The sequence below is a fragment of the Aliihoeflea sp. 40Bstr573 genome, assembly GCF_024105655.1.
GTDB lineage: Bacteria > Pseudomonadota > Alphaproteobacteria > Rhizobiales > Rhizobiaceae > Aliihoeflea.
Window position 1 is genome coordinate 55,812 of the sequence record NZ_JAAAMH010000017.1, and the last position, 6,783, is coordinate 62,594.

Consider the following 6,783-nt stretch of genomic DNA (forward strand, 5'->3'; position numbering starts at 1 on the left):
GAAGAGAAATGCAGACGCATACCCCAACGACACCCTTTGGGCGGCGAACGATGTCGCTTGGCATGATGGCAAGCCAGGCTGTGGCGAAGACCGTGCCGGAAGGCGCGCAGGTCCAGAAATGGAAAGTGTTCCATTCGATCCGGGAGGCACGCGATCTGATCGGCGCCACGGACCGCGGACTCGCCATTCTCAACGCCCTGCTCTCGTTCCATCCGGAAGCGGAGCTCTCGGGCGACGGTGAACTGATTGTCTGGCCGTCGAACGAGCAGCTCATGGCCCGTGCAAACGGAATGCCGGCGACAACGCTGCGGCGGCACCTGGCCGTCCTGGTCGACTGCGGGCTGATCATTCGTCGCGATAGTCCGAACGGCAAACGCTATGCCCGCAAGGGCAGAGGAGGGCAGGTCGAGCAGGCATATGGGTTCGATCTGTCCCCGATCGTTGCCCGAGCGGAGGAGTTCGAGGAACTGGCGGACGCGGTTCGGGCCGAAAAGAATGCCTTTCGGCTTGCCAAGGAACGTCTCACGCTGCTGCGCCGCGACGTCGTCAAGCTCATCGAGACGGGCATCGAGGAGAACGTTCCGGGCAATTGGGGCAGGGTACAGCAGACCTACCAGGCGATTGTCAGCCGCTTGCCGCGATCGGCCCCCCGGCAACTCATTGAGGATATCTGCTGCGATCTCCACGGTCTCTACACGGAGATCCTCGAGATACTGGAATCATTCGCAAAAACACAGAATCCGGATGCCAATGAGTCCCATTCTGGTCGCCACATACAGAATTCAAACCCAGACTCCATATCTGAATCTGAAGAGGGCTCTCGAAAAGAGAATGAAGCGGGCGGCAGCGCCGCGGAAAACGACAACCTGCGGAGCTTGCCGAAGCGAGAGTTGCCCTTGGGGATCGTGCTTGATGCTTGCCCGGACGTGAAGGATTTGGTGCCAGGGGGCGAGATACGCCACTGGCGGGACTTTCTGGCGGCCGCGGAGGTGGCCCGGCCACTGCTTGGGGTCAGCCCCAGCGCCTGGCGAGAAGCCTGCGAGGCCATGGGCGAGGTTCAGGCCGCGATTACGCTCGCGGCGATCCTGCAGCGCACCGACCAGATCAACAGCGCTGGCGGTTACCTGCGCAGCCTGACGGACAAGGCGAGGGAGGGCAAATTCTCCACCTGGCCGATGGTAATGGCGCTTTTGCGCGCCAAGCTAGATGCCCGCCGGTCTTCCGCCGAAAAGCCTACGGAGCCGCAAAGCGATGGGAACAAGGCAGGCGAGCGTTTGGAGGTCTCGGACGCGCTGCTGCGGTCACTGGAACGCCCGAGAAGCTGAGGGTGCCTCGATGAGCCGAACTGCCTTATTTCCTCCGGCCATCCTTCGGCAGAAACTCTGTGCTCAGTCGCCGTCGACAAGCCCGTCGAATGCCTCGAGCAGTGCGTCGACGATCGCTTGGCCAAGAGCGTTCGCGGTTTCACCGATCCGTCGTTCGTCTTCGTTCCGGACCGCTGTAGCGAGATCCGAACCTTGGTCCTCCAGGATCGATTGGGCCCGCGCGATCGCCCATTGCGCGAAGTCGTCCCGGCTGTTGACGGTCATCGTTTCCATTGCAGCGCTCTCCGGGTTCGTTGGCGTATGCTGGCGACGGTCGGCACCCGCGATCTGTACCGCGTTCGCGCCCCAACGTCATTCCGGCTTCCGTGCTCAGGCTGCCTCGAGCAGGCCGCTGCGTTTTGCCCGGTCGAGAAGATTCTTGACGGAAGAGGGCGCCCACCTCGTACCGCCCCGCGGCGTGCGCTCATGAAGGCGCTCGAGCTGGTTTGCGATTTCGCGCAAGGTGAGCTCCGGATTGGAGGAATGGATCCCCGCCACAAGCGTCATCAGGCGGTCCTCGGGCGGTCGTGGCGGCGACTTTCTCAGAAGCGACTTGTCGGCCATGCCTTCGCTGACCATCCACTTCACCGCGCGCCGCAGGCGCTCAGGGGTCCAATCGAAGCCGCGTTGCTTGAGGACGCGCGAGATGTCGTCCCAGGTGTCGTCCGGTCGCATTCGCCGGACGATCGGAAGCCATTGATTGGCAGTGGACTGGATGCGCGCGCCGTAGGCCGCCTTCTGAGCAGCCGTCATCTTGGCCAGCATCTCCGGCCGACGTTCCCGAACCCCAGGATTGCCTGGTAGCCGACCTTTTGCCTTGGCGGCTTTGACGCCTGCTTTCGTCCGCTCCGAGTTAAGAGCCCGTTCCAGCTGGGCGACGGCGCCAAGGACCTGCAGCGAAAACATCCCCTGCGGCGTCGTGGTATCGATGGGATCGCTCAGCGAGCGGAAATAGGCGCCTTTAGACGTCAGCTCCTCGATGACATTGAGCAGGTGGCTCACCGAGCGCGCCAGGCGGTCGAGGCGAACGACAACGAGGGTGTCGCCGGCGCCGATCTCGCGCACAAGCCGGGCGAGGGCAGGGCGGGTCCGCGAGGCGCCGGAACCATGCTCCTGGATGATTGTGTCGCATCCGGCCGACCTCAGTTCCATCTCCTGCGCTTCCGTCGCCTGCTCGTCCGTGGAGACGCGCGCATAGCCGATAAGCCGGCCCTGTGGTCGACGGGAAGAGGGATTGGGCGGTGTTTTGGCCATTTGGAGAGCCTGAGAGCCGTGTTGAAGGCGAATTTACAAACATAGAAGATACGGATAATCGATCATTTGTAAACGTCTCTTGAGGCACTTGTTTCGATCGAGCGGAGCGCGGCGGCCCGCAAAAACGGGCATTCTCGTCGATCTGAGCCGCGCCAATCGTCCCTCAGTTCAGTCCGGGGGGCGTGGCGGCTTCTATATGGTTGTCGGTTTTACTTCCCGATTTCAATTGAAGCGCTAAGGTGAAAATCCCCCCTCCCGAGCCGCTATCCGGCGGCCGAAAGCGGGGGAGGGGGCCTTTCTACAGCCCCGACGCCTTGGTGAGATTGACGCGGAACCGGTCGCGCCGGCGCTGATACTTGCGGGTCATCTCGGCGCTCGAGTGTCCCAGCTGCTTCTGGACGAAACGCTCGTCGACCTCGGCCGAGGACGCCAGGCCGGCGCGGAGCGAATGACCGGCAAACATCATTCCGCGTTGGCCTTCGGGCAGATCTCCACGGACGCCGGCCGCCAGCGCGGTCCGTTTGACGAGGCGGGCGACTTCCTGGTCGTTGAGTCGATTGACGCCGACCGCCTTGCCCTGGCCGGTGACACGTCGGAAGAGAGGGCCGTGGGCGATGCGCGCGAGCTTGAGCCATGTCTCCAGAGCGACGACCGGGCAGGTGGTGTCGGACGAGCCGCGTCCGACTTCGACCTCGCGCCAGCCGGTCTTGCCGCGCAAGCGCAACAGCATGCCCTTGTCGAGGATCTCCACCCAGCCCGACGAATCCTCGGTTTGGTCTCGGCCGCAGTCTAGGCCGACCACCTCGGAGCGGCGCAGGCCGCCGGCAAAGCCCAGAAGCAGCATGGCGCGGTCGCGCAAGCCTCGCAGGGTGCCGCGGTCGAGCGTTTCCAGCATGCCGATCAGGTCCTCGGGCAAAACCGCTTCCTTCTGCCGAGGTGGGGCGGCGTGCTTGTTGCGGATACCGGCCATGACGGTGGCGATGTGGCGGTCCTTCCTGTCGAGCGGCTGGCCGCGCTGGGCATAGTTCCACGTCAGCGCGGAGAGCCGGCGCTCGATCGTCGACACCGAGTTCGGCGTCTTGTCGCCGGTCGCCTTTCCCGAAGCGCAGGCGGTGATGTAGAGCCCGACCACCTGGGGATCGGGCGGAAACATCTCGACGCCCTGCCGACGGCACCAACGGGCAAACTGCTTCCAGTCCGATGCGTAGGCGCGGCGGGTATTTGCTGAGCTCGCCGCCTCGACATAATCGCGGGCGCGATCGGCCAACGCGTCAAGATGCGCCGGCAGGCGCGGGGTCGAGACGACCGGAAGAGGAGGGGAGGGGGCCTGGGCTTCCGCCGCCGGCTCTTCCGGCGCGCGGCCCATCTCCATGACCACGTCGACGATGTCGGGCAGGTCGTCGGCGATCGGCTCGTCAGGGTCGGTCGAGCTCGCCGGCGCGATCTGGTCGACACCCGGCGCCGTTTCCTGTGATCGAGTGGAGCGGTGCCGAGTACGATTTTCGAGGATTTGATCGACGATTCGAGCCATTCTCAATATAAAGACACAAACGACGGATAATGCAATTTTATCGTTCGTTATTGATCCACGACAGGCGCGGCGGTTTGCAGCGAGGATACTGGCGCAAACCGCCGCGCTCGGCTACGCTCCGGCATGGCCTCGCGCGCGCGAATCATTCCGGACCCCCCTCCGAGCTTCCCACCCTTCCCCGGCTGGGCGCGGCCGCCCGCGTCCGGCGAAGCCGTTGAAGATGCGGATTTTCTCGCGGGCGCGGCGCTCGCCGCCCTCAATCCGATCGCCCGCGACGAGCACCCGATCGGCAACCTCTGGCGCCAGCGCCTGGCGCTCGCCTGCGCCGCGGCCCTGGCGCGCCAGGAAGGGCGGACGGAAGACGAGAGCATGCTGCGCGACCACTGGTATCATCGCCGCGACGGCGACGATCCCGGCCCCGCCGGCCGCCTCCTCAAGGCATGGCGTTGGCTTGGCGAACGCTCGATCATGCGCACGGCGGACTGGGAGCTCAATCTCGCCGCGCTGCTGGCGCCCCGCTTCGACGAGGCCCTGCAGGACACGATCGCCTTCGCGGCCGATCAGATGAGAGGGCAGGGGAGCCCGGTCGGCGCTGCCGCGGCCGTTGCGGCCACAAGCCTGCGGTTCCGGCCGGACTGCCGGCCGCTGGCGCTGTGGCTTGCCGACGCGGTGCTGGCGCACCGGCTGAAGTGGCCGGTGCCGGTGCCGTTGCTGGCGGCGCATCTGAAGCGCGGCGACCTCCGTCATGCCGTGGCGCACGTCGATGGCGCCAGTCCCTGGCGCGCGGCCTGCAATCTCGCCTATGCGCGCGGTGCCGCGGCGGCGGCCGACCTCTACGCCGATCTCGCGCGGCGTGCCGAAAAGCTCCTTGCTGCGGCGCCGCAGCTGCGCGGCAAGGACGCCGACATGATGGTTGCGATCATGCTGTGCGAGGACGCGCAGCCGGCCAAGACCGGCAAGGCGGCGAGCGACCGCTCGAGCCGGCGGCTGTTCGAGCGCCTGGTGAGCCTAAGCGCCGTGCGCGAGCTCACCGGCCGGCCCACCTTCCGGCTGTACGGGCTCTGAATCATGGTCCGGCGCGCGCGATCTCCGGAAGCCTTCGATGCCGAGCTCGCCGATCTACCGGCAGAGCTGCGCTGGCGCGAGTGGATGGGCCGCGTCGAGGCGGTCATCTTCGCCTCGCCCGAACCGGTCGGCCGCGACGTGCTGGCCCGCGTCGTCGGCCGCGACTGCAACCTCGACGTGATCATCGACGACATCCGCGACGAGCTGCGCGGCCGGCCCTACGAGCTCGTCGCCGTCGCCGGCGGCTGGCAGCACCGGACCAAGAAGGGCTTTGGCGATGCAATCCGCGCCGCCACCGGGCTCGGGGCGCGGGGCTCGGCACTGTCGCAGTCCGAAGCGCTGGTGCTGATGTGCATCGCTTATTTCCAGCCGATCACCCGCGGCGAGCTCGGCCAGTTCTTCGGCAAGGAGATCAGCCGCGACATGATCGGCCATTTGCGCGCGCTGGGTTTCATCGCCGCTGGCCCGCGCAGCCCGCAGCTTGGCGCCCCCTACACCTATGTGACGACGAAGGAATTCCTGTCGCATTTCGGTTTCGATATGCTCCGCGACCTGCCCGACATGGAAGCGCTCGAGGATGCCGGCCTGCTCAGCAAGGAGAAATTGCTAGCAGGAGACATCCCGCCAACGATCGAAACCGCCGCTGCGGACGACGACGAATTCAATTGAGTTGGCTTGGTCACGACGAGCCTGCCTGTCTCAGAAGAGGTTTGGATGATCATCGAGTACAAGGGCTACAAGATCCACACATGGGTCAACGACGATACCAACCATGCGCAGATGCTTAGGGGGAGGAAGGGACCGGAGCGGCTCTATGTCGACATCGATCCCATCGACGGCGGGGATGGGCGACAGCCGTCGAGCAAGCGCTTCATCGGCGATATCGTCAAGAAGTACCAGTTTCCGGGCACGGAAACAGAGCAGCTCGTGCAGGTGGCCAAGCTCTGGGTGGACGATCCTGCGCAATTTGCCTCGCCGGCGAGTTCGATCGCCAGCAGCTTCAAATCCGGTTGGCGATCCGATCCGACTCAGAAATGAAGGGATGTATGGTCAAAGCGATTGGGCGAGATGGCAGAGTTTCGGCTGCAAATCGGATCGGAAACGGATTGCCAGTCATGTGGCGCCGCGATTCCGCTCAGTGCGGAAACGTGCCCGGGCTGTTCGACCCAGGCTCCTCATCGGCTGACGTTTGAGGAATTCTTCGTCGAGCTTGAGCAGGGACGCATGCTCGATGCGCGTCCGGGCGGCTTGGTCATAGGCCGCTCGGGGCCGGATGACGACATTCCAATGTATCGGCACTTCGGCAAGGGGATTTTCGAGGTCGTTGGCCTCATGCAGGGCGGCGAGTTCATTGTTTCCAAAGTTGCGACCGAGAAACATCGTGCCTGGCTGGAGGAAATAAATCAGGAAAAAGGCGAGTGTTCTGGCGATCTCACGTTGAAGGGGCAGGAACAAGAACTGTTCCCCGCGACACGCTAAGGTCGAACGGAGCGTGAACGTCATGCGGCGTGGCGTAACCGAGCCGGAAGTCGGAGCGACCGGAAGCCTTCGGGCATCTGATGTTCTGCA

8 protein-coding genes are annotated in these 6,783 nt (G+C 64.6%); 5 read left to right on the top strand and 3 right to left on the bottom strand.

What is annotated here, in order from left to right; all coding sequences use genetic code 11:
• Positions 1–8 precede the first annotated feature (8 nt).
• The gene (repC, locus tag GTK01_RS17010) at positions 9–1,325 is read left to right on the top strand and encodes a plasmid replication protein RepC (RefSeq protein WP_252928237.1); all 1,317 of its coding nucleotides are present in this window, start codon (positions 9–11) and stop codon (positions 1,323–1,325) included.
• A 63-nt stretch (positions 1,326–1,388) separates the two neighbouring features.
• Here repC and GTK01_RS17015 read toward each other — a convergent pair whose 3' ends face one another.
• The 3 genes from GTK01_RS17015 to GTK01_RS17025 all read right to left on the bottom strand — a co-directional run bounded on the left by GTK01_RS17015 (position 1,389) and on the right by GTK01_RS17025 (position 4,149).
• Positions 1,389–1,598 carry a hypothetical protein gene (locus tag GTK01_RS17015; protein ID WP_252928239.1) on the bottom strand — a complete coding sequence of 70 codons (210 nt, stop codon included), beginning with the start codon at positions 1,596–1,598 and terminating at the stop codon, positions 1,389–1,391.
• Positions 1,599–1,694: 96 nt separating this feature from the next.
• Positions 1,695–2,618, bottom strand: a complete 924-nt coding sequence (locus GTK01_RS17020; RefSeq protein WP_252928241.1) for a recombinase family protein — start codon at positions 2,616–2,618, stop codon at positions 1,695–1,697.
• 298 nt (positions 2,619–2,916) lie between these two features.
• Positions 2,917–4,149: a site-specific integrase gene (locus tag GTK01_RS17025; RefSeq protein ID WP_252928243.1), complete on the bottom strand. Its 1,233-nt coding sequence runs from the start codon at positions 4,147–4,149 to the stop codon at positions 2,917–2,919.
• 123 nt (positions 4,150–4,272) lie between these two features.
• On the opposite strand from GTK01_RS17025, the gene GTK01_RS17030 reads away from it, so the two are divergent.
• Genes GTK01_RS17030 through GTK01_RS17045 form a run of 4 tightly spaced genes read left to right on the top strand, consistent with a single transcriptional unit; the run spans position 4,273 to position 6,693 of the window.
• Positions 4,273–5,214: a DUF1403 family protein gene (locus tag GTK01_RS17030; protein WP_252928245.1), complete on the top strand. Its 942-nt coding sequence runs from the start codon at positions 4,273–4,275 to the stop codon at positions 5,212–5,214.
• A 3-nt stretch (positions 5,215–5,217) separates the two neighbouring features.
• Entirely contained in the window at positions 5,218–5,883 is a 666-nt protein-coding gene (locus GTK01_RS17035; RefSeq protein WP_252928247.1) for an SMC-Scp complex subunit ScpB, read from the top strand.
• Between the two features lie 45 nt (positions 5,884–5,928).
• A complete protein-coding gene (locus GTK01_RS17040) occupies positions 5,929–6,252 on the top strand; it encodes a hypothetical protein (RefSeq protein WP_252928249.1) in 324 nt (107 codons plus the stop codon).
• Positions 6,253–6,273: 21 nt separating this feature from the next.
• Positions 6,274–6,693, top strand: coding sequence for a hypothetical protein (locus GTK01_RS17045; protein ID WP_252928251.1), 420 nt, complete (start codon positions 6,274–6,276; stop codon positions 6,691–6,693).
• Positions 6,694–6,783 lie beyond the last annotated feature (90 nt).